Consider the following 21,592-nt stretch of genomic DNA (forward strand, 5'->3'; position numbering starts at 1 on the left):
TCGTAGGGTCATCGCGGGCCCGCCGCCGCGGCGCGCCCGACCGGGAGGAAGGACGCCCATGACGTGGTCCGAGATCGCGCTCCTCGGTTCGATCGCGCCGCTGCTCCTCGCCCTGTGCGCCCCGGCCCGGGCGCGCCGCCCCCTGGTGTGCGCCGCGCTGGTCCTCGTCGCGGGTTGCGCGGTCGCCGGTCTCGTGTCCGGTCCGCGCTGGCAGTGGTACCCGATCGCCGTGGGCGCGCTCGTGATGGTGGTCCTCGGGGTGCTGCGTCTGTGGCCCCCCGCCACGGGCCCCGCGCCCCGCGGAAGGACGCGGAGGACCGTCATCGTCCTGACCCTCCTCCTCGGTCTGGTCGCGGCGACCGGTGGCGGCGCGATGGCGTGGGCGATCCCCGTTCCCGTCTTCCCGGTCCCGTCCGGTCCGCATCCGGTCGGCGCGGTCACCGCGCAGTGGACGGACCCCGACCGGGAGGAGACCTGGACCGACGACCCGGCCGATCGGCGGACCGTCGTCGCCCGGATCTGGTACCCGGCCGCACCGGGGGCCGACGGCGAGCGCGCGCTCTACCTGGGGCGCGACGCCCGGGAGGCGGACATCGTCGCCGAGGGTCTGGCCACCGGCCTGGGCATGCCCGGGTTCGTCCTGGAGGACGCGTCCCGGGCCCGGGCGCACGCGGTCCCCGACGCTCCGCCCGCAGCGGGGCGCCATCCCCTGGTGCTCTTCTCACCGGGGCTGGGCGGGGTCCGCACCCAGAACACGGTGTGGGCGGAAGGCCTGGCGAGCCACGGGTACGTCGTGGTGGCGGTGGACCACCCCTATGACTCCGCGGTCGTCGTCCTCGACGACGGCACGGTCGTGCGCGGGGCCCTGACCGCGACCGGGGACCCGGAGGAGGACGATCGCCTCGCCGACGAGTGGACGCGGATCCGCGCCGACGACCTGGGACTGGTGCTCACCCGACTGGTGGAGGAGGCCAACGCCGACGAAGGTCCCCTCTCCGGGTTGGTGGACCCCGAGAGGGTCGCCGTGGCCGGACACTCACTGGGCGGGGCGGCCGCACTGCTGGCGGCGTCCGGGGATCAACGGGTCGACGCCGTCATCGATCTGGACGGGTTGCCGCGGCTGCCCCAGGGGGCGTCCCTGTCGCAGCCGGTGCTCGCGCTGGTCGCGGCGGCCGGAACGGGGAGTCCGGAGGGCGACATCCGCTACGCCGTGGCGTTGGACGGCGTGTTCGCGGCGTCGACCGCGCCCGGTCACGTGCTCTCCGTGCCGGGGACCGCGCACCTGTCGTTCAGCGACTCCCCGTTCCTGATCCCGCCGTTCCCGTCGCTCGTCGGCTCCCTGGGACGCGCGGAGCCGGCCCGGATCACCGAGGCGGCCTCCCTCGCCTTCCTGGACGCGACCCTGAAGGGGGCGGACGTGGACCTCGACGCCGCCCTCGCGCCCCTGGGAGAGGTGACCCCGATGCCCTAGCCGGCGGGGCGTGTCGAGGGTGGGTCCCCGCCGTACAGTTCGGCGAGCAGGGCCACCGCGGCGAAGGTGGCCGGGTGGGGGTCCTCGGGCCGCCAGATCACGCGGACCGGGATGGGCGGGGCGTCGCGCACCGGGCGGAACACGATCCCGTCGCGCCGGTACTGGGCGATCGTGCCCTCGGCGGTGATCCCGACGCTGCGGCCGGTGGCGATCTCGGCGAGCCAGTCGTCGATGTCCCGTGTGTGCTCCATGACCGGTCGCCGGTCGACGGGCCACAGATGAGCGGTGGTGGTACCGGTACGGCGGTCGATGAGCACGCGCCGATCGGCGATCTCGGCCAGGCGCACGGACCTCCGTCGGGCCCAGGGATCGTCGGAGGCGAGGGCGCAGACGCGGCGTTCATGGCCCACGACGGCGCCGTCGAACCGGCGTCCGTCGACACCGGCGCGTACCACGGCCAGGTCGCACAGTCCTTCGGACAGCCCGGCGGTGGGGGTGTTGGTGCGGACCAGGTGCAGTTCCACATCGGGATGGCGTTGCGCCCAGAGTCGTTGGAACCGGCGGGTGTGCCGCCCGACCGCCGACCAGGCGTGGCCCAGGCGCAGCCGACGGTGACCGCCGGTGGCCTCCCGCACGAGGTCGTCGACCTCGGCCAGGACCGTCCGGGCGCGTGCGAGGACACGTCGACCGGCGGCGGTGAGGGTCACCTCCCTGCTGGTGCGGTGCAGCAGTCGGACCCCGAGTGCCCGTTCGAGGGCGGCCAGGCCCCGGGACACCGCCGCTTGGGAGACGCCCAGTTCGAGGGCGGCGTCGGTGAAGGTCCCGGTGTCGATGATGGCGACCAGGCAGCGCAGGTGCCGCAGTTCCACATCCATGCGCTCAGCGTATGTGAGACGCGTCGCATGCATTTTGCGCATGTGCGGCGGGCCCGCATGATCCGTGCATGGAGACATCGACGGAGGCGCGCGACGAGGGCGCGGGCCGGTTCGGGGACGGACGCCTCACCGGTGTGGCCGTGATGCTGGGCGGCGGGTTGTCCAATCAGCTCGGGGCCTCGGTCGGCGCGCTGGCCTTTCCGGTGATCGGCCCGGCCGGTGTGGTGGCGGTGCGCCAGTGGGTGGCGGCCGCGGTGTTGTTCGCCGTGGTACGGCCCCGTCCACGGTCGTTCACCCGTGAACAGTGGTGGCCGATCGTCGCCATGGGGCTGGTCTTCGGATGCATGAATCTGACCCTGTACTCGGCGGTGGACCGGATCGGGCTGGGGCTGGCGGTGACCCTGGAGTTCCTGGGGCCGTTGGCGGTGGCGTTGGCCTCCTCTCGACGGTGGCCGGATCTGGTGTGCGCGCTGCTCGCCGGGGGCGCCGTGGCGGTGCTCATGCGCCCCCGGCCCAGTGAGGACCATCTCGGGATCGGGCTGGCGCTGGTGGCCGCCGCCTGCTGGGCGGCCTACATCCTGCTCAATCGGACGGTGGGGCGGCGGGTTCCGGGCGTCGAGGGGGCGGCCGCCGCGGCGGGGGTGTCCGCGCTGGTCTTCCTGCCGGTCGGAATGTGGGTGCTGTGGCACGGGCCGCCGACGTGGGCGGCCCTGGGTTGTGCGGTGGCGGCGGGGGTCCTGTCCTCCGTGGTGCCGTTCCTGGGCGACCTGTACGCCCTGCGACGGGTGTCGGCCCGGTTCTTCGGCCTGTTCATGAGCGTGCATCCGGTGATGGCGGCGTTGGCCGGGCTGGTGGTCCTGGAACAGTCCCTGGCCTGGCCGGACTGGGCGGCGATCGCGGCGGTGGTGACGGCGAACGCGGTGAGCGCGACGAGGGCCGGACGGTCCGAGGACGGCCGGCGGTGAACCACGTCGGCTTCGGTCTCCGCCGTGGCGGGATCGCTCGTCGGCGCGCCGCTGACCTCCCGGGTGTCCGTATCCGCCCTGGGTCGGAGCTTCGGTGTCTTCGTGCCGGTCGTGGGCGTCTTCCTGCTCACCCAGGAACTCCCCTCCCCGCTCGGCCTCGTCCTCGCGGTGGTCACGGCCGCGCCGGCGGGTCTGCTCCTCGTCTGCCGCCTGATCGGAGCGCACCGTCCCCTGGTGTCACCCCTGCGGGCGGGGGCGTGAAGGCGGTCGGGCGCGGGGCCGGGGCCGACGAGGTCACGGTCGGGGCCCCCGCGTCACGTCCGGGGACGCGAAGTGGTGGGCGAGGAGACGGCAGCAGTTGGCGGTCGTCCACTCGATGTCGGCGAGGACGTCCTCCCGCATCCGTTCCAGGGAGCGGGGTCCTCGGGCGGTGGAGAAGGCCGCGGTGACACCCGAGCGCCGGAGTTCCTCGGAGGTCACCGAGACGTCCCCGGCGATCACCACGACGGGGCGGCCCGCCGGGGCGAGGCGGCGGACGGCGTCGACCACCTTCCCTCCCAGGGACTGTCCGTCGAACCGGCCTTCGCCGGTGAGGACCAGGTCGGCGTCGGCCATGAGGCGTTCGGCGTCCAGGACCTCGGCGACCATGCGGGAACCGGGGAGGACCTCGGCGCCCAGGAGCGCCGTGAGCGGTGCGGGCAGACCGCCCGCCGCCCCCATGCCCGCGCGGTCGCGGACGTCGTCCCCGCTGAGTTCGGCGAGCACGTCGGCCAGCCGGCGCAGACCGGCGTCCAGGAGGCGCACGTCGTCGGGGGCGGCGCCCTTCTGCGGGCCGAACACGGCCGCGGCCCCCGTCTCACCGAGGAGGGGGTTGGTGACGTCGCAGGCGATCCGCCAACGCACGGACCGGGCCCGCGGGTCGAGTCCGGCCGTGTCCAGGCGGTGCAGGTCGGCGAGGCTCCCGCCCCCGTCGGGAAGCTCCGAACCGTCCCTCGCCAGCAGGCGCGCGCCGAGCGCGGAGAGCAACCCGGCACCGCCGTCGGTGGTGGCCGATCCGCCGATGCACAGGAGGATCTCCTCGACCCCGGCGTCCAGCAGCGCCGTCACCAGGGGGCCGATGCCCCGCGTGGTGGCGGTCAGCGGGCGCAGGGGGACGTCGGAGACCAGAGGCAGGCCGTTGGCCTCGGCCGCCTCGACGACCCCGGTCCGACCGTCCGGGGACAGGCCGTAGCGGGCCCGGACCGGTCGACCGAGCGCGTCGGTGGTGTCCACGGTGAGCGCGTCGGCGCCCCAGGCGCCGAGCAGCGCGTCGAGGGTGCCCTCGCCCCCGTCCGCGAACGGAAGGGAGTGGACGAGCGCCTCGACGCCGGCGGCGGCGAAGGCGTCGTGGACCCCCCGTGCCATCGCCGCGGCCACGTCCACGGCGCGGGCGCTGCCCTTGAAGGAGTCCGGGACGATGGCGACGCGGACGGGAGGGACCTGGTCGTGTACGTGCGACGCATGGGACATGACGGAGAGCCTAGGGAGAAAACCGGTGCGATTCGACGGTGATCCGCCCGGACTTCCCGGAGGTTCATGGTCCGTTCGTGTGCGAAAGGCACAGTGCCTCGTGTGCGTAGAGCGCCATCCGCAAGGCCGCGAGGTGATCGGCGCGGCGGATGTCCGCTCCGGTGACGGCGCGGATCCGCTCCACCCGTTGGAGGAGCGTGTTGCGGTGCACGTACACCGAGTCCGCCGCCGCGCGCATCGAGGTCGTCGACGCCACCGCGACGAGGGTCCGCCGCTGCGCCTCGCTCAGCGCCGACGCCCGCCCGGCCAGATGTTCCAGGGTGCGCCGTGGCAGGTGGGCGACGGCCACCGCGATGTCGCGCGACCAGGGTCCGGCGTCCTCCGCGGTGGGGACGAGGCCGACGCGGCGGCACAGCGCCCGCGACCCCTCGGCGTGCGCCAACAGCACCTCGATGTCGTCGGTGGGTTCGGTGGCGGTGTGTCGGACGCCCGACGGTACGCCGGGAGGCGCGAAGGCGGCGCCCGAGCCCACCGACCACAGGGCGCCGTGCAGGACGGCGGCACGGCGCCCGTGGTCCGTGTTGAGGCGGGCCGCGATGGACTCGGCGAGCGGCGGCGGGGCCGCCGCCCCGTCCGGCCGGGGTTCGGCCGCCGTCCACAGGGCCAGCGACCAGGGCGGCGCCAGCCCGGCGGCGGCCAGTCGGTCCCGCGCGGACTCGGCCGAGGAGGTGCCCGAGGTCAGGGCGGCGATGAGGTCGCGGGCCTCGGTGTGGCGGCGGGTGGCGGCGTCCTGTTCGTCCTCCTGGGCGATGAGGAGCCGCACGGACAACGCCACGACCCGCGCCAGCGGGGCGACCTCCCGGGGGTCGCCGGTGATCCCGATGACCCCGCGCAGTTCACCGTCGATCATCAGGGGTTCGTTGGCGCCCGGGCGGTCGGAGGTCCCGGGTTCGGGCGAGTCGATGAGGACGGCTCGCCCCTCCGCGATGACCCGCTGGGCGCCCCGGTGGAGGGTGCCCCGGCGTTCGGGGTCCAGACAGGCGATGATGGTGCCGTGCTCGTCCATCACATTGATGTTGTGGCTGATCGTCGGTGCGATCAGATCGACCACGCGCTGGGCGAGGGCCCCGCTCAACGGTGTCCGACCAGCGTTCTCGGCCATGATCACCAGGATAGGGAGCCCGGGTGCCCCCGTCCCTCCCCCGCCCCTAATCTGGCGGCATGGAGTCCACGGGTTGCGGTCACCTGGCGGTCCGGTCGCCCTCTCCGCTGACGGAGATCGACGACCCACGCCTGCGCGGGGTGCGGCTGTGGCTCAAACGCGACGACCTGCTCCACCCCGAGGTGCCCGGCAACAAGTGGCGCAAGCTCCACCTCAACCTCCGGGAGGCGCACGCGCGCGGGGCCACCACCCTGCTGACCTTCGGCGGCGCGTACTCCAACCACATCCGTGCGGTGGCCGCCGCCGGGCGGGCCTGCGGGTTCGCGACCGTCGGGGTGATCCGGGGCGAGGAGCGCCCACCGCTGAACCCCACGCTGGAGTTCGCCGTGAAGCGGGGGATGCGACTCACCTACCTGGACCGGGACGCCTACCGGGCCAAGCACACCCCGGAGGTCGTCGCCGCTCTGCGCGACCGGTTCGGCGACTTCCACCTGCTGCCCGAGGGCGGGAGCAACGCCCTGGCCGTGCGGGGGTGCGCGCCCGTCGCCGGGGAGATCGGCGTGGACTTCGACGTTCTGTGCTGCGCCTGCGGCACCGGCGGGACCCTCGCCGGGGTGGCCGCCGGGCTGGGACCGGGACGCCGGGCCCTGGGGTTCGCGGTCCTCAAGGGCGGCGGGTTCCTCGCCGACGAGGTGCGGCGACTGCAACGGGAGGCCGGCACGGTCACGGACAACTGGTCGATCGACGCCGACCACCACTTCGGCGGGTTCGCGAAGTACCCGCCGGAGCTGCGGGCGTTCGTCGCCGACTTCGAGAACCGGCACGGGATCGAACCGGAACGGGTCTACGTGGCGAAGATGCTCGCGGGGATCTACGACCTGGCCGCCCGGGGGCGCCTGCGCCCCGGTACCAGGGTGGTCGCCCTGATCACCGGTCCTCCCGATCCGCGTGGAACCGGGACCGGGGAGGGCCGTGGAACTCAGGGGCTCGACGCCCACCCGTCCCGGTTGGAGTAGGACTCGTAGGAGTGACGGGTGTCGCGTCGCCATTCCTCGCCGGTGAGGTGCTCGTAGACCCGGTCCGGTACGTAGAGCAGGCCCTCCGCCCAGAGCGGCTCCTCGGCGTAGGGGGCGAAGAGCACCGGATCCGCCAGCACCGCCTCGTAGGTCTCCCGACCGTCGGCCACGACGGCGGCGCGACTGTAGAGGAACGCGTCGGAGGACAGGGCCTCGCCGTGTTCGCGCCGGTCCAGCCGGTACAGGGCCAGGGACAGCTGCTCGGCGAACCCGACGACCTGGGCCACCGTCCCGTTCGACAGCCGTTCCGTGAGGAACGCGGTCAGGTGGTCCGCGTCGATGTCGGGGGTGGGGGATCCGGCGCGCCCCTCGTCGATCAGCCGCCAGAAGAAGTCCTCGTCCATGCGGTCCAGCATGCCGGAGGGCACCGACGGGGACACCCGCTCCGCAGCGTCGCCGTCGCCGACGAACGTCCCGCCCGGACGGCGATCGGCGGCACCGCCGGGGTCACACCGGGGCGGTCTCCTCCGCGCGGGCCCGACGCCGCGCCGCCAGGACGATGAGCACACCCGCCACGACCCCCACGAAGTAGGGGGACGGCACGAGCAGGACGCCGCCGACGAGGCACCATGCCGCGAACCCCCAGCCGACCCAGACGGGGACGGCCACCCCGCGCCCGGCGAGGTGCAGGATCAGGGCGCCCAGGAGGATCAGGGGGACGGAGAAGCTTCCCGGACCGGCCCAGAAGGTGACCTCGTTCCGCAGATACGCCACCGTCGGGTCCGTCTCGTTCAACCCGAGCGGGACGGCGGCCCACACGCCCCGCTCGGCCCAGCCGACGATGTCCGACCACGAGGAGATCGTCAGCAGCGTCAGGTGTCCGACGCCCAGCACGAGCATGATGCCGCTCGCCCAACGCAGCAGGTTCCGTTCGGCGTTCACGATCCACCCCGTTCGTCGCGCCGTTCCGCGACCCTGTCGCGCTCGGCCCAGGCCCGTTCCCACTGCCGGCCCAGGGCCGGGTAGACGATGAGGTGGCGGAAGGGCGCGATGGCCGCCATGTAGAGCCGTCCGAGCCGGCCGTCGGTTTTGACGAGGACGGCCATGCGCAGCTCGTGCCCGCCATCGTCCCTCGGGACCCAGCCGAGGTGCATCAGGGCGTGCGCGGTCCGGTTCACCAGCTCGCGGAGGGCCTCCGTGTCGGTCTCGTAGACCGCCTTCAGGGGCATGCTCGCGTGATCCGGACCCCGTGGCGCGGTACGCAGGTCGTCGGGCAGGCGGTGGCGGATCGAGGCCTTCCGCGCGTCGACGCCCGACTCCGGGTCGTCCCAGCCGAAGAGCGCGCCGAGCCGCCACCGGACCGCGAACAGGAACCGCGTCGGCGGGGACATCCGATCGATCCCGCCGGACGAGCGGATCGCCTCCAGCACGGCCCGGAAGTCGTCGGGGCCGGCACCGGGGACGCGGAACGCCCAGACGTCCTCGACCTCGAAGTCGGACGCCACGTCGTGCACACGCCACGGATGCCCGGTGTGGGCGGACTTCGCGAGTCGTTCCATGATCGGCCCCCTCGTTCTATACGAAGCCGTATATTTCATATGTACGGTACCGTACACAAGCACGGAACGACACCCCTGAGAACAGGTGAACGAGTGCCTCCCACCGCCCGCACCCCACGTGACCGCTGGATCCAGGCGGGGCTCGACGCCCTCGCCCGAGGCGGCCCGGACGCGGTCCGGGTCGAGACCCTGGCCGCCGAACTCGGCGTGACCAAGGGCGGTTTCTACGGGTACTTCGCCGGCCGTCCCGCACTGCTCGCCGAACTCCTCGACGAGTGGGAGCGGCGCTGCACCGACGACGTCCTCGCCCGCGTCGAGGCCGAGGGCGGGGACCCGGTCGAGAAACTCCGGCGCGCCGGGGAGCTGACCTTCTCGGACGAGCTGCACCGCATCGACCTCGCCGTCCGCCAGTGGGCCCGCCGGGACCCGGAGGTCGCGGAGCGGCTGCGACGGATCGACAACGTGCGGATGGGCTTCCTCCGTTCGATGTTCGCGAGCTTCATCGCCGACCCGGACGAGGTCGAGGCGCGGTGCGCGCTGATGTTCGCGCTCGCGATCGGCCGCCACTTCGTCGCCGCGGACCACCCGGGCCGCACCGACCGCGAGTACGCCCGCATGGCGGGGGAGTTCCTGCTCCGCCCCTGACCGGCCCGAGGTCGTTCGTCACCGTCCCGGGGTAGCCTCCCGCCATGACGGAACCCCGTGTCCTCGACTGGCTGCTCGACTCCGACCCGAGTCTGCGCTGGCAGGTGGAACGCGACCTCGTGTACGCCCCCGAGGAGACCTGGCGGGCGACCCGCGCCCGGGTTCCGGTCGAGGGTTTCGGGGCGGCACTGCTCGCGAGACAGGATCCCGACGGACGGTGGGCGGGCGGCGCCTTCTTCCCCGCGGACGCCACGGCGGACGAGCCGGGACAGCCGTGGACGGCCACCACCTGGTCGCTCAACGCACTGCGCGAGTGGGGCGTCGAACCCTCCGCGCTCCGGCCGGACACCGCCGGCCTCCTGGCGCGGAACGCCCGCTGGGAGTACGACGACCTGCCGTACTGGGGCGGAGAGGTCGACGCGTGCGTCAACGGCTACACGCTCGCCAACGGCGCCTGGCTGGGCGCCGACGTGTCGCGCGTCGCCGACTGGTTCGTCGGACACCGGCTCCCCGACGGGGGCTGGAACTGCGCGTGGGTGGAGGGATCGACCCGCTCCTCGTTCCACTCGACGCTCAACTCCATCAAGGGGATCCTCGACCACGAGATCCGCACCGGCGGCACCGGCGCGCTGCGCGACGCCCGACACGCGGCGGAGGAGTACCTGCTGGAACGGCGACTGTTCCGACGGCTGTCCACCGGGGAGTCGCACGCGCCCTGGGCCACGCACTTCGCCTACCCGTTCCGCTGGTTCTACAGCGTCCTCAAGGCCGCCGACCACTTCCGCGAGGCGTCCCTGCACGACGGCACCGGACCCGACGGGCGCATGGCGGAGGCGATCGGGCTCATCCGTGACGCCCGCGACCCCGACGGGACCTGGCACCAGGAGCGCCGGCACGAGGGGCGTGTGTGGTTCGAGGTGGACGCGGCACCGGGCGAGCCGTCGAAGTGGCTCACCTTCCACGCGCTGCGCGTACTCGCGTGGTGGGACGCGGAGCGACCCGCGGCGTAGCGCGCGGGGACCCCGGAGCAGGTCGCCGCTCGCGTACGCCACGAAGGGGAACGCGTGGAACAGGGCGGAGGCGACCGGCACGACGGGCACGATCGCGCGCGCCGAGGCCGTACCCCGGGCCCCCACCCCCGCGGGAGCGGCGCCGAGGCCCCGTCCCCGAGGTGTTCCGGGAGGGGTCAGGCGCGGGGGAAGAGCGTGTCGGTGAAGGGGTTGCGGAACTTGCCCGCCGGGTCGAACCGCTCCAGAAGCCGGGCGAAGTCGGCGGCGCGCTCGTAGGAGCCGACGACGTCCGCCGGAGGCAGTGTGGTGAGCTTGCCCCAGTGCGGTCGGGCGCCCAGCGGTGCGAGCCGTTCCTCCACGGCCGCGATCACGGGGATCACCGCCTCCGGGTCCCGGAGCCAGGTGAAGTGGAAGGTCACCGAGTCGCGACCGTGGGCGGGGCTCAGCCAGAGGTCGTCGGCGCGGACCGTGCGCACCTCGGAGACGTGCAGCACGGGGGCCACCAGGTGTCCGATACCGCGCAGGGCGGCGAAGGCCTCCGCGACGGCCTCGCGCGGCAGGTAGAGCTCGGACTGCAACTCCTCACCCGCGCTCGGCGGGAGTTCGGGGCGGAAGTGCGGCAATCTCTCGAACCAGGGGCCGGCGAGGCCCAGCTGTGCGGTGGCGGGGTCGGTGGACATCCCCGGAACGGGGTGCTGAGGGGTGTCGGCGGGACGTCCCCCGCGCCAGGCGCCCTCCGGCAGGCCCTCGCGGTGTTTGAGCCAGACCCGGCCGGTGTCCCCGCGCCAGTCGGTGAACAGGCTCACGCTGTAGGCGGAGCCGAACACCGCGTCGAAGTCGGCGGCCACCTCGTCCAGTGGCACGTCGAGCCGGACCCGCTGGGACACCGAGAAGGTCGGTTCGATCTCCAGGGTGAGGCGGGTGACGATGCCGAGGGCGCCGAGCGCCACGACGGCGCCGGGGAGGACGTCGGGGTGGGTACCGCGCTCCAGCCGCACCGGTTCGCCGTCGGGACCCAGGAGTTCGAGCCCGCGCACGGCGGCGGCCAGGCAGCGCAGGCCGTCCCCGGACCCGTGGGTGCCGGTGGCGCAGGACCCGGCCACCGAGATGTGCGGCAGCGAGGCCAGGTTGGCCAGGGCGGAACCGTGCCGGTGCAGTTCGGCGGAGAGCTCGGCGTAGCGGACCCCGGCGGAGACCGTCACGGTCGCCGCGACGGGGTCGACCTCGATCTCCCGGGGCAGGGCGTCCAGGCGCACCAGGTCGTGGTCGGAGTCGGCGACCCGGTTGAACGAGTGGCCGCTGCCCAGGGCCCGGATCCGCGGGGTGTCGCGCACCAGGGCGCGGAGGGCGTCGGGGTCGGCGGGCCGGTGGATGCGGGGGCTGGCGTAGGCGAGGTTCCCGGCCCAGTTGTGGACCGGAGGGGGCGGGGCGGACATGGGCTCTCCAGGGGTGCGCGGCCCGCGGAGTCCGAGGGCGTCGGCCGCCCACGCTACCGAACCGGGCGTTCCGGGGGAGACCCCGCCGCACCCGCACCGCTCGGAGGTCCGCCATCCATCTCCTTTTTCGATCGGTGGAATGAAAAATGGACATTGGACGCGCGACGCCGCTCCCGAGATGCTTTTCCCGGAAATACGGGAAAGCGAAGGGAAAACAGCGTGCACACGAAGAGAACCGTTCTGGTGACGGGCGCGACCGGCGGCCAGGGCGGTGCCGTCGCCCGCGCCCTGCTCGACCGCGGATGGGCGGTGCGCGCCCTCGTGCGCGACCCGGCCGCCCCCGCGGCCCGCGCGCTCGCGGCGCTCGGCGCGGAGACGGTCACCGGCGACCTCGACGACCCGGGGTCCTTGCGCACGGCGGCGCGGGGCGCACACGGCGTCTTCAGCGTCCAGCCCTGCGATCTGGCCGACCCGGATCCCGTAACGGAGGTGCGGCGGGGGCGGAACGTCGCCGACGCGGCCGCCGACGCGGGCGTCGCGCACCTGGTCTACGGTTCCGCGGCGGCCGCCGGGCACGGGTCCGGGGTGGTGCACTTCGAGACCAAGGAGGAGATCGAGGCGTACGTCGGCGCCGTCGGCGTACCCGCCACGGTGCTCCGTCCGGTCTATTTCATGGAGAACTGGCGGCACACCCTGCCGACGCCGGGGAACGGGGAGCGGGTCGTCCCGCTCGCGCTGGACGCGGACGCCCCGCTACAGATGATCGCGCTGGCCGACATCGGGCGGATCACCGCTGCGGTGTTCGACGGGGCAGCCGAGTTCGCCGGCCGTCGGATCGACATCGCCGGGGACGAGCTGACCGTGCGTCGGATCGCCGAGGTGTTCACCGCGGCCGACGGCGTCCCGACCCGCTTCGAGCGGCTCGCGGACGCGGAACTGCGGGCCGGGAGCCCGGAGGTCGCCAAGATGTTCGCCTGGATCGGCGGGAAGGGTTTCCGAGCCGACATCGCGGGGCTTCGCGCCCGCCACCCCGGGCTGCTGACCCTGGAGGCGTGGCTGGGCCGGCCGTGACACGGGCGGCGGCCACGGGCTCAGCCCGCGGCCGCCGTCTTCCCCGGCTCGGGGAGGCCGAGGATGTCGAGGAAGGCGCGGGCCGCGGGCGTGGTGCCGCTCCGGGCCCAGACGACGTACTCGACGCGGCCCGTCACGTCGGTGACCTCGATGGTGGTCACGCCCGTCAGCTGCGGTACGTAGGCGGAGGGGAGCAGCCCGATGCCCAGCCCCTCCCCGACCAGCCGGGCCATGTACTCGGCGGAGGTCACCTCGAAGGCGACGTCGCGGACCAGGCCCGCGGCCTCGAACGCCTGGTCGGACTGGACGCGTCCGGCCGTCCCTGCGGGCATGTCCACGAACACCTCCGAGGCGAGCCGCTCCAGGCTCACCTCCTTCTCCACCGCCAGCGGGTGGTCGGGGGCGACCACGGCGACGTGCCGGTCCCAGGCCAGCTCGCGGACGTTGACGCCCTGGGGGTGCGCCGTGGTGGGCAGCCCGAGGAAGGCCACCTCGATGTCCCCCGCCTTGACCCGTTCGACGAGGTCGTCGCTGGCACCCACCCGAAGACCGATGCGCACCTGCGGGTACCGCCGGCGGAAGTCGCGCAGGGCGCCGGGGACGTCGACCGCGGCGACGGTGGGGATGAGGCCCACCTCCAGCCGCCCGCGCACCTCGCCGACGGCGGCGGCGACGTCGGAGGCCGCCTGTTCGGCGGCCTCCAGGCACCGGCGGGCGGCGGGGAGGAACGCCGCGCCGGCCGCCGTCAGCCGCACCCGGCGGCTGGTGCGCTCGAAGAGCTTCGCGCCCAGCTCCCGCTCCAGCCGCGCGACCTGGTGGCTGAGCGCGGACTGGGCGACCAGGCAGCGTTCGGCCGCCCGGGTGAAGCTGCTCGTCTCGGCGATGGCGACGACGTAGCGCATCTGCTGGAGTTCCATGGCGGTAGCGTAACGACCGTTCTTCCCGGACCTCCCGGTGGAAAAGGGCGTGGAGACCCGCTCCCCGCGCCTCCTCGCGGACCGTGCCCGGGCCGTTCACGCCCGGCGGCGCGGGACGGCGGCGACGAGCAGCGCGGTCCCGACAAGGCCGATCCCCAGCAGGCACGCCCCGGTCCAGTGGGCGTTCACCCAGACCACGGGGGCCAGCGCCCCGCCCACGGATCCCCCCGCGAAGAACAGGGTCATGAAGACGGCGTTGATCCGGCTGCGCGCCCGGGGCCGCAGCTCGTAGGCGGTGGTCTGGGAGGCGTTGAGGACGGCGGTCTGACCCACGTTGAGCAGGACCAGGCCGACGAGCAGCCAGCCGACCCCGCCGCCCTGCGCGGGGAGCATCACGGCCCACCCTGCGGCGGCCGAGAGCAGGCCGGTGACGAGGACGGCGCGCGGGTACCCGCGGTCGACGAGGCGCCCGGCCAGCGGCATGGCGAGGGGGCCGATCACGCCGATGAGGCCGACGAGGCCGATGGTCGCCGGGGACCACCGGTAGGGATGGTCGACCAGGAGCAGTGTCACGACGGTCAGGTGGACGGTGAAGGAGGCCATGGTCAGCGCCGCGATCGCGATGGGGCGGCGCAGCCCGGGCAGCTCCGCGAGCAGGGCGGCCGTGGAACGCCACAGGCGCAGCGGGCGCGTGGCCTCGCTCCGGTCGCCACCGCCGCCGGGGAGGACGCGCAGGACGATGACGGCGGTGACCAGCAGCAGGACGGCGGTGGCCCAGTAGACGGTCCGCCACCCGGCGAGTTCGGCCACCACACCGGAGGCGGCGCGGCCGAGCAGGCCTCCGGCGAGGACTCCGGCCATGACGATGCCGATGTCGCGGGCCCGGCGCTGCGGCGGGGCGAGCTCGGCGGCGAAGGGGACGAGGACCTGGGCACCGACCGAGGTGACGGCGGCCAGGCCGGTGGCCGCCAGCAGGAGCCACCCGGTGGGCGCCGTGCCCGCCGCGGCCAGCAGCAGGCCGGTGGCCGCCAACAGCGTGGCGGCCAGGCCGCGTCGGGGGTAGCGGTCGCCGAGGGGGACCAGCAGGCCCAGGCCGATCGCGTAGCCGATCTGGGCCGCCGCGACGGTGAGGCCGGCGGCGGTGGTGGTCATGCCCAGCTCGGTGCGGAGCAGGCCGAGCAGCGGCTGGGCGAAGTAGTTGCCCGCCACCGACAGACCCGCGGCCACGGCCATGACCGCCAGGACCGGGGAGGTGCGCGGTCGGCGGGCGGGTGTCCGCGCCCCGGCATCGGAAAGGGGATTCGTCATGCATTCATCGTCGGCGGGGAAATACCGGACGTCCAATGCATTCTTTTCATGGGATCCATCGTGATCGGAGATGCGTGCCCGTGCCGCCCGTTCCCATTGTGGTCATCGTGAATTCCATAAAGGCTCTCCCGCGCTCGGAGCACCGGGGCGCGCGCTCGGGGCCGCACGGAGATCCCCCTGCCGGCACCGGGCATCGGCTCACCGGCGACGTCCGCCACGGGTCCAGGGGCCGCCGTGTTCGGCCGGTGAACCGTCCGAAGGGGCGCGGCGGGCCCCGCGCGTGCCGGTCGGCCGGGCCGTGCACGACGCGCTGGGCCGTCCGGCGAGTGTGACACGGTGCACTCAGTGCGTCGTTGCACTCAGTGCACTCAGGTGTCTAGCGTGGAACCGTGAACGATCGGCCCATTCCACCCCCGACCGACCGGCGCGAGGCCCTGAAGTCCCGCCACCGCCGGGCCATCATCGACGCCGCCGCCGCGCTGACGGCCGAGCGCGGGGACACCGGCTTCACCGTCGAGCAGCTCGCCGAGCGCGCCGACGTCTCCCGGCGGACCGTGTTCAACCACTTCCGGTCGCTGGACGACATCCTCCTGGAGGTGTTCGGCCGGATGTTGGAGGAGATCGTCGACGGGATCGGCGCCAACCTCGACGCGGCGGACGACGGCACCGACGACGACGGGGCGAACATCTTCGACTCCCTGGCCGACGCCATCCGCGGCACCGACCTGCTCACCCCCATCACCCGGCTCAAGCACTTCGTCCGGCAGGGGGGCGGCACGCCCCCGGCCGGCCGGGCGGCGCTGTTCGAGCGGGCGATGACCGACGTGGGAACACGGCTGTCGGCGATCGTGATGCGCCGCCACCCGCGGGCCGACCCGCTCGTGGTCGACCTCATGTGCGGCGCGGTCATCGGCGGCGGCGCGGTCATCGTGGAGCACTGGGAGCGGATCACCGGCGGGGCCCTGGACGACGCGTCCCGCCGGGTCTGGTCCACGCTGCTGGAGCGCATCCTCACCGTCACCCGCGACGGCTACGGCTCGGTCGGCACCACCTGAGCGCACCCGTGCCCCCACCACTCCTCCCCATCCCTCTCTCCTTCGGCGAAGGCACATCCATGGCTGAACTGCTCTACGGACTCGGACGGGCGTGCGCACACCGCGCCCGCACCGTCATCGCGATCTGGCTGTCACTGCTCGTGGCGTCCGGCGCCGCGTTCCTCCTCTTCTCCGGGGAGCTGGAGGGCGGCTTCTCCATCCCCGGCACACCCACCGACGACGTGGACCGACTCCGGTCCGCGGAGTTCTCGGACATGGGCGGCGGAGCGGGGACCGTCGTGTACCGGACCGAGGGCGGATCGCCCTTCACCGACGAGCAGCGCGAGGCGATCGCCGACCGCGCCGAGCGGGCCACCGAGGTCCCCGGGGTCTCGGCCGCCGTCGACCCGTTCGCCACCGAGGCCGAGCGCGCCGACGGAGCCCGGGAGCTGGAGGAGGGCCGCGCGGAGATCGACGAGGGACTCGAAGAACTCGACGCCGGGCAGGCGGAGCTCGACGCGGCCCGCGAGCAGGCGGAGGCCGACGGGACACTCGACCTGACCGAGGCGGTGTTCGACGGCGGGCAGGCCGAGATCGACGCGGGTCGTGAGGAGCTGGAGGAGGGCCTGGCGGAGGTCGAGCGGGGCGAATCCCTGATGGAGATGGCCTCCGGCCTGCGCATGGTCTCCGAGGACGGCGACACCGCCCTGGTCATGGTCTCCTTCACCGACGAGCAGATGGACATCCCCCAGGAGACCCGCGACGCCGTGATGGCGGTCTTCGAGGACGACCCGGTGCCCGGCACCACCGTGGACTTCAACAGCGACATGGCCCAGAGCCTGCCCACCCTGTTCGGCCCGGCCGAGGTGGTCGGCGTGGTCGTGGCCGCCGTGGTCCTGGTGATCATGCTGGGAACCCTGGTGGGCGCGGGGCTCCCGCTGCTGACCGCGTTGGTCGGCGTCGGCATCGCCACCCTGATCGCGATGTCGCTGTCGGGGGTGCTGGAGATGGCGTCCGTGACCCCGATCCTGGGCCTGATGCTGGGCCTGGCCGTGGGCATCGACTACGCGCTGTTCATCGTCAACCGCCACCGCCGCCAGCTCAAGCAGGGCGTGGAGGTCGAGGAGTCCATCGGCCTGGCCAACGGGACCGCGGGCAACGCCGTGGTCTTCGCCGGAACGACCGTGCTCATCGCGCTGCTGGGCCTGAACCTCACCGGGATCGGGTTCCTGGGGCTCATGGGCACCATGGGCGCCGTGGCCATCGCCGTGGCCGTGGTCGTCGCGATCACCCTGGTCCCGGCGCTGCTGTCGCTGATCGGCGTCCGCATCCTGTCCCGCCGTGAGCGCGCCCGACTCGCCGAGCGGGCGTCCGGGAACGGGGGGACCGCGCCGGAACCGGTGCGGCCGATGTCGACCGGCGGCGCCCTGCTGCGCGCCGCCGTCGCGGTGACCGCCCTGGTGGTCGTCGCCCTGCCCGCCCTCGACCTGCGGCTGGGCATGCCCGACGGCTCCTCCGAGCCCACCGACTCCACCCAGTACCGGGCCCACACGATCGTGGAGGAGGAGTTCGGCGCCGGCAACAACGGCACCCTTTTGGTGGTCGCGCGGCTCACCGGCGGCCCGGACGAGGAGGCCGCGGAGCTGAACGCCGAGCGGGAGCAGGCGCTGATCGCCGAGGAGATCCACGCGCACGACGACGTGGCGGCCGTGGCCCCCATCGCGGTCTCCGACGACCAGACCCACGCCGCCTTCCAGGTGGTCCCGGTGGAGGGCCCCACCAGCGAGTCCACCGAGCGACTCGTGCACGACCTGCGCGGCCTGGAGCCGATCAAGGGCACCGGAGTCCTGGGCGTCGCGGGTATGGCCAGCGGGAACATCGACATCTCCGAGACCCTCGACGAGGCGCTGCCGATCTACCTGACGGTGGTCGTGGGGATGTCCCTGGTGATCCTGTTGCTGGTGTTCCGGTCGATCCTCGTGCCGATCGTGGCCACGCTCGGGTTCATCCTGTCGTTCTTCGCGTCGCTGGGCGGCGTGGTGGCCGTCTACCAGTGGGGCTGGCTCGGCGGTCTCATCGGGCTGGAGAACACCGGTCCGGTGCTGAACTTCCTGCCGACGATCCTGGCGGGCATCCTCTTCGGGCTGGCGATGGACTACATGCTCTTCATCGGGACGGGCATGCGCGAGGCGTACGTGCACGGGACGCCCGCCCGCGCCGCCGTGGTGCAGGGCTTTCGGGCGGGGCGCGCGGTGGTGACGGCCGCGGCGATCATCATGATCTCGGTGTTCGGCGGGTTCGTCTTCTCGCACAGCGTCATGATCAGCTCGATCGGGTTCGCGCTCGCCTTCGGTGTGCTCATCGACGCGTTCGTGGTGCGGATGCTGCTCGTTCCGGCGCTCATGCACCTCGCGGGGAACGCGGCGTGGTGGCTGCCGAAGTGGCTGGACCGGCTGCTGCCCGACATCGACGTGGAGGGCGCCGCCCTGGAGAGGCGCCACTCGGCCGGGGCCGGGGAGACCGGAGGCGGGGAGGACCCGCGCTCCCCCGAGGCTCGGGCCGGGGTCCCCGCCGAGCACCGCTGACGCTCCGGGGATCGACGGCGTTCGCACCGACGGCCCTCGTTCGGCCACCGCCCCATCGGGACGGAGCGCTCGAACGGGGGCCGTCGGCGTGGGCGGTCGAGGACGGCACCGGGAACCGCGGGGCGGGAACGGCGGCCGTGCGCGCGGAGGCGTCCGGTGTCGGTCGGAAGGCGGGCGTCCCCGTGCCCTCACCGTTCTCCCTCCCACGCGGTGTCAGGGGGCCGTGGGCGTGGCGGACGGATCCCGGTCACGGTAGGCGAGGACGCGCAGCAGCCGTTCCGCGGGCCCGCGCACGCCCGCGTGTTCCAGCGCGGCCGCGAGGACCGCCGAGAGCAGCCAGGTCGCGACCGCCACGAGGGCGGCCTGCCACTGGGTGAGGACACCGCCGAGCCCGAGCCCCCAGGCGCACAGCAGGGGGGCGAAGACCACCGACTGGAGCAGGTAGCAGGAGAGGGACCGCTTGCCGACGGCCGTCAGGGTGCGCACGAGCGTCCCGGCCGGTCGCCCGGTCGGGAGGCTCGCGACGACGAGGGCGATCAGAGCCACGTAACCGAGCGCGCCGAACAGGCCGGTGAGACCGTGGAGCAGGAGCGGTGTCCACTCGGGGACGTCCCACACGCCGTGCCGCACGAGCACGGACGGAAGGGCGCCCGCCCATCCGAGGGCGATGCCGAGGACCGCCGTGCGCGCCAGCAGCGGCCGGTACGACTCCGGGGATTCCAGCACCCGGTGCCGCGCGCAGACGATCGCGACGAGCACGGCGACCGGCACGACGAGCCCCAGGACGCCCTGTCCCACCGTCACGACCGCCCACATCCCGAGTCGCGGCAGGATCGAGGCCGTGTAGGGCGTGATGGCGGCGATCTGCGACACCGGCCCCTCGAACGCGGCGTCCGCCCCCGGCGAGAGGACGGCTCCGGCCACCAGCAGGGCCACGGCGAGGACGCCGAGAAGGCCGAACAGCGCGGCGGCCCACACCAGGAGGGTCCTGTTCCCCCGGCGGAGGAACAGCAGCACCACGAGGAGGCCGACCAGTCCGTACGCGCCCAGGACGTCCCCGAACCAGAGCAGGGCGGCGTGGACCGCGCCGAAGACGATCATCCAGAGGTGGCGCAGCAGGAGCAGTCGGCGGACCGACCTCTCGTCCAGGCCGATCGCCCGCTGCCTGGTGTGGAGCTGCCAGATGCCGTAGCCGAAGAGGAAGGCGAACAGCGGGTAGCTCCGCGCGTCGATCGCGATGATCGCGACGGTCTGCCAGACGGCGTCGAGGCCGGTGCCGTCGGCGTGGTGGGCGCTGACACCCCAGGTCGGAGACCCGTAGAGGAACCAGGGCACGTTGGCCAGGGCGATGAACAGGAGCATGATCCCGCGGGCGAGGTCCGGCGCGAGGGCACGCCCGTCGGGGCGGGGGGAAGGTGCGTGGTCGATCATGGTCTCCGTCTTCCGGGGGGAGGGTGAGCGGATCCGGGCGCTCGCGCGCCGGGCCGGGCGGCTACGGGTTCTCTCCGGATGACGGGGCGCCGTCTCCGGGGAGCCCCGGGGAACGTCGGCCCTGGGCGTGGGCCAGCGCGCTGGGAGTCCGGCATCCGACGATGGCCGGGGCCTCGCGGACGAGGGTGTCGTCCGTGAGCGCCTCGACCATGAACAGCGCGAAGTCCACGCGACGGGTCAGGTTGCTCTCCAGCACCGGGTCGCCGACGTGGCGGCTCCACACGGGCAGACCCTGGCTCTCGCCCTCTTCGAGGTCGCTACCGCGGACGAGGGTCCACCGTCGGTCGCTGGCGAAGATCCGGCGGCCCGCCTCCAGCTGATCGTCGATCTCGACGGCGCGCACGAGGCGGGCCAGCAGGGTGACGACGCGGACGGTCGCCCTGAACGTCCGGGAGTACCGGTCCCCGTCGTCCCGGGCGACGTGCCAGCCGCACGAGAAGACCAGACGGGCGTCGGGTTCGGCGTGGTCGAGTACCGCCTGCGCCGTGCCCGAGGAGTACTGCCGGACCCCCCAGGGGGCCAGCACGGTCAGCACGCCGTCGCAGCCCGCGACGGCCCGCCGGATCACCTCCCGGTCGTTCGTGGGCCCGGGAACGACCGTGATCCGATCCGCGAACTCGGCCAGCTTGGGAACACTGCGCTCACGGCAGACGCCCACGACCTCGTATCCGCGGTCCAGCGCGTGCCGGACCATGTACCGCCCCAACTTGCCCGAAGCCCCGATGACGCAGACCTTCCGCATCGCCCCGCCCTCCTCACGCCGTCACTTCTACTTACAACGTAAGTAACGATATACTTACGTGGTAAGTTTCAGCAAGCCCCGAGGGAGAGGTCCATGGAGGAGCGCGACGCCGAGCGGAACACCGGCCCCCGACGGGGGCGCCCCACGCGGGTCCCGCTGAGTCGGCGGCGGGTGGTCACCGAGGCGGTCGCGCTGGCCGACGAGAAGGGCGAGCCCGGGGTCACGATGCGCGCGGTCGCCGGACGACTGGGCGTCGAGGCGATGTCGCTCTACAACCACGTGGCGAACAGGGGCGACCTTCTCGACGGAATGGTCGACGCGGTGTTCGCCGAGATCGACCTCCCGGATCCGGCCTCGACCTGGAGAACGGCCGTGCGCGACCGCACCGAATCGGCGCGCGCGACGCTGCGGCGCCATCCGTGGGCGGTCGGCCTCATGGACTCCCGCAGCAGCCCCGGCCCGGCGACGCTGCGACACCACGACGCCGTCCTGGGAGTCCTGCGGGAGGGAGGGTTCTCCATCGCGGGGGCGGTGCGGGCCGTGTCGGTGATCGACAGCTACCTCTACGGGTTCGTACTCCAGGAGACGAGCCTGCCCTTCGCGGACCGCGAGGGGCTCGACGAGGTCGCGGGAGGCATCCTGGGCGCTCTACCGGCAGGCTCCCACCCGTACCTGGCCGAGGTCATCACCGAACAGGCCCTCGGCGAGGACCTCACCGACGGGTTCGCGTTCGGGCTCACGCTCATCCTCGACGCGCTGCACCCCGACCAGGTCTGAGTCCTCCCTCCGGACCGGG

21 protein-coding genes are annotated in these 21,592 nt (G+C 73.6%); 10 read left to right on the top strand and 11 right to left on the bottom strand.

What is annotated here, in order from left to right; translation table 11 throughout:
* The first annotated feature begins 58 nt into the window (after positions 1–58).
* The gene (locus PWG71_RS26895; RefSeq protein ID WP_274812822.1) at positions 59–1,471 is read left to right on the top strand and encodes an alpha/beta hydrolase family protein; all 1,413 of its coding nucleotides are present in this window, start codon (positions 59–61) and stop codon (positions 1,469–1,471) included.
* On the opposite strand, the gene PWG71_RS26900 is transcribed toward PWG71_RS26895, so the two are convergent.
* Positions 1,468–2,346 (bottom strand): LysR family transcriptional regulator, encoded by an 879-nt coding sequence (locus tag PWG71_RS26900; protein ID WP_274812823.1) that lies wholly within the window; start codon positions 2,344–2,346, stop codon positions 1,468–1,470. The two genes, PWG71_RS26895 and PWG71_RS26900, sit on opposite strands and share 4 nt — an antisense overlap.
* A gap of 68 nt (positions 2,347–2,414) precedes the next feature.
* Between PWG71_RS26900 and PWG71_RS26905 the strand changes: the two genes are divergently transcribed.
* Both PWG71_RS26905 and PWG71_RS26910 read left to right on the top strand, forming a co-directional pair.
* Positions 2,415–3,311, top strand: a complete 897-nt coding sequence (locus tag PWG71_RS26905; RefSeq protein WP_274812824.1) for an EamA family transporter — start codon at positions 2,415–2,417, stop codon at positions 3,309–3,311.
* Between the two features lie 24 nt (positions 3,312–3,335).
* Positions 3,336–3,572, top strand: a complete 237-nt coding sequence (locus PWG71_RS26910; RefSeq protein ID WP_274812825.1) for a hypothetical protein — start codon at positions 3,336–3,338, stop codon at positions 3,570–3,572.
* 33 nt (positions 3,573–3,605) lie between these two features.
* On the opposite strand, the gene PWG71_RS26915 is transcribed toward PWG71_RS26910, so the two are convergent.
* Together PWG71_RS26915 and PWG71_RS26920 are read right to left on the bottom strand one after the other, a co-directional pair.
* Positions 3,606–4,820 carry a glycerate kinase gene (locus PWG71_RS26915; protein ID WP_274812826.1) on the bottom strand — a complete coding sequence of 405 codons (1,215 nt, stop codon included), beginning with the start codon at positions 4,818–4,820 and terminating at the stop codon, positions 3,606–3,608.
* 64 nt (positions 4,821–4,884) lie between these two features.
* Entirely contained in the window at positions 4,885–5,982 is a 1,098-nt protein-coding gene (locus tag PWG71_RS26920) for a CdaR family transcriptional regulator (protein WP_274812827.1), read from the bottom strand.
* 59 nt (positions 5,983–6,041) lie between these two features.
* Here PWG71_RS26920 and PWG71_RS26925 point away from each other — a divergent pair, with 59 nt between their 5' ends.
* Positions 6,042–6,998 (top strand): 1-aminocyclopropane-1-carboxylate deaminase/D-cysteine desulfhydrase, encoded by a 957-nt coding sequence (locus PWG71_RS26925; RefSeq protein WP_274812828.1) that lies wholly within the window; start codon positions 6,042–6,044, stop codon positions 6,996–6,998.
* Here the strand turns inward: PWG71_RS26925 and PWG71_RS26930 are convergent.
* The 3 genes from PWG71_RS26930 to PWG71_RS26940 form a co-directional block, all read right to left on the bottom strand.
* Entirely contained in the window at positions 6,962–7,438 is a 477-nt protein-coding gene (locus PWG71_RS26930; RefSeq protein WP_274812829.1) for a DUF4240 domain-containing protein, read from the bottom strand. The two genes, PWG71_RS26925 and PWG71_RS26930, sit on opposite strands and share 37 nt — an antisense overlap.
* A gap of 67 nt (positions 7,439–7,505) precedes the next feature.
* Positions 7,506–7,940 (bottom strand): DUF6463 family protein, encoded by a 435-nt coding sequence (locus PWG71_RS26935; protein WP_274812830.1) that lies wholly within the window; start codon positions 7,938–7,940, stop codon positions 7,506–7,508.
* Positions 7,937–8,557 (bottom strand): DUF2867 domain-containing protein, encoded by a 621-nt coding sequence (locus tag PWG71_RS26940; protein ID WP_274812831.1) that lies wholly within the window; start codon positions 8,555–8,557, stop codon positions 7,937–7,939. Before PWG71_RS26940 ends, PWG71_RS26935 begins: the two co-directional genes overlap by 4 nt.
* A gap of 93 nt (positions 8,558–8,650) precedes the next feature.
* Between PWG71_RS26940 and PWG71_RS26945 the strand changes: the two genes are divergently transcribed.
* Positions 8,651–9,202 carry a TetR/AcrR family transcriptional regulator gene (locus tag PWG71_RS26945; RefSeq protein ID WP_274812832.1) on the top strand — a complete coding sequence of 184 codons (552 nt, stop codon included), beginning with the start codon at positions 8,651–8,653 and terminating at the stop codon, positions 9,200–9,202.
* Positions 9,203–9,246: 44 nt separating this feature from the next.
* Positions 9,247–10,212, top strand: a complete 966-nt coding sequence (locus tag PWG71_RS26950) for a hypothetical protein (protein ID WP_274812833.1) — start codon at positions 9,247–9,249, stop codon at positions 10,210–10,212.
* Between the two features lie 176 nt (positions 10,213–10,388).
* On the opposite strand, the gene PWG71_RS26955 is transcribed toward PWG71_RS26950, so the two are convergent.
* Complete coding sequence (locus PWG71_RS26955; RefSeq protein ID WP_274812834.1) at positions 10,389–11,648, bottom strand: FAD-binding protein; 1,260 nt, start codon at positions 11,646–11,648, stop codon at positions 10,389–10,391.
* A gap of 219 nt (positions 11,649–11,867) precedes the next feature.
* On the opposite strand from PWG71_RS26955, the gene PWG71_RS26960 reads away from it, so the two are divergent.
* Positions 11,868–12,719 carry an NmrA family NAD(P)-binding protein gene (locus tag PWG71_RS26960; protein ID WP_274812835.1) on the top strand — a complete coding sequence of 284 codons (852 nt, stop codon included), beginning with the start codon at positions 11,868–11,870 and terminating at the stop codon, positions 12,717–12,719.
* A 20-nt stretch (positions 12,720–12,739) separates the two neighbouring features.
* On the opposite strand, the gene PWG71_RS26965 is transcribed toward PWG71_RS26960, so the two are convergent.
* Positions 12,740–13,636: a LysR family transcriptional regulator gene (locus tag PWG71_RS26965; RefSeq protein WP_274812836.1), complete on the bottom strand. Its 897-nt coding sequence runs from the start codon at positions 13,634–13,636 to the stop codon at positions 12,740–12,742.
* A gap of 96 nt (positions 13,637–13,732) precedes the next feature.
* Positions 13,733–14,944 carry an MFS transporter gene (locus PWG71_RS26970; protein WP_274812837.1) on the bottom strand — a complete coding sequence of 404 codons (1,212 nt, stop codon included), beginning with the start codon at positions 14,942–14,944 and terminating at the stop codon, positions 13,733–13,735.
* A 389-nt stretch (positions 14,945–15,333) separates the two neighbouring features.
* Between PWG71_RS26970 and PWG71_RS26975 the strand changes: the two genes are divergently transcribed.
* Both PWG71_RS26975 and PWG71_RS26980 read left to right on the top strand, forming a co-directional pair.
* Positions 15,334–15,999, top strand: a complete 666-nt coding sequence (locus tag PWG71_RS26975) for a TetR/AcrR family transcriptional regulator (RefSeq protein WP_274812839.1) — start codon at positions 15,334–15,336, stop codon at positions 15,997–15,999.
* 59 nt (positions 16,000–16,058) lie between these two features.
* Positions 16,059–18,563 carry an MMPL family transporter gene (locus PWG71_RS26980; protein WP_274812840.1) on the top strand — a complete coding sequence of 835 codons (2,505 nt, stop codon included), beginning with the start codon at positions 16,059–16,061 and terminating at the stop codon, positions 18,561–18,563.
* 213 nt (positions 18,564–18,776) lie between these two features.
* Here PWG71_RS26980 and PWG71_RS26985 read toward each other — a convergent pair whose 3' ends face one another.
* Positions 18,777–19,994: a DUF418 domain-containing protein gene (locus tag PWG71_RS26985; protein WP_274812841.1), complete on the bottom strand. Its 1,218-nt coding sequence runs from the start codon at positions 19,992–19,994 to the stop codon at positions 18,777–18,779.
* A gap of 61 nt (positions 19,995–20,055) precedes the next feature.
* On the bottom strand, positions 20,056–20,796 hold the full coding sequence (locus tag PWG71_RS26990) for an NAD(P)-dependent oxidoreductase (protein ID WP_274812842.1): 741 nt from the start codon (positions 20,794–20,796) through the stop codon (positions 20,056–20,058).
* 93 nt (positions 20,797–20,889) lie between these two features.
* Here PWG71_RS26990 and PWG71_RS26995 point away from each other — a divergent pair, with 93 nt between their 5' ends.
* Entirely contained in the window at positions 20,890–21,573 is a 684-nt protein-coding gene (locus PWG71_RS26995; protein WP_274812843.1) for a TetR/AcrR family transcriptional regulator, read from the top strand.
* Positions 21,574–21,592 lie beyond the last annotated feature (19 nt).

It is taken from the genome of Nocardiopsis sp. N85 (assembly GCF_028882275.1).
Lineage (GTDB): Bacteria > Actinomycetota > Actinomycetes > Streptosporangiales > Streptosporangiaceae > Nocardiopsis > Nocardiopsis lambiniae.